At 37.5% G+C, this 333-nt stretch carries 1 protein-coding gene; it reads left to right on the forward strand.

What is annotated here, in order from left to right; genetic code table 11:
- The coding region (locus L3V42_RS18120) for a transposase (RefSeq protein ID WP_238472630.1) at positions 1–333 on the forward strand (333 nt) is incomplete at both ends.

Raw genomic sequence — 333 nt, forward strand, 5'->3', positions numbered from 1 at the left:
CTAAATATGATATGTCTTTTAAGTATTTCTTGGGGATGGCTCCAGAAGCTTCCGTTATTGATTCGAGTTCCTTAACTCATTTTCGCAAGTTACGCTTGAAAGACATTAATCTACTGGATTTACTGATTGAAAAAACAACTGAAATCGCAATTGAACAAGGGTTGATTGAAACCAAAGCAGCTTTAATTGTCGATTCTACACACTCCCATTCCCGTTATCGTTCCAGATCTGCGGCTCAATATTTAAATGAACAAGCAAAAGCTGTTCGGAAAGCAACCTATGAATTTGATGAAACCATCAAAGAAAAATACCCAAAAAAGCCAGCCGAGCATG

It is taken from the genome of Oceanobacillus alkalisoli (genome assembly GCF_022213125.1).
Taxonomy (GTDB): domain Bacteria; phylum Bacillota; class Bacilli; order Bacillales; family Amphibacillaceae; genus Oceanobacillus; species Oceanobacillus alkalisoli.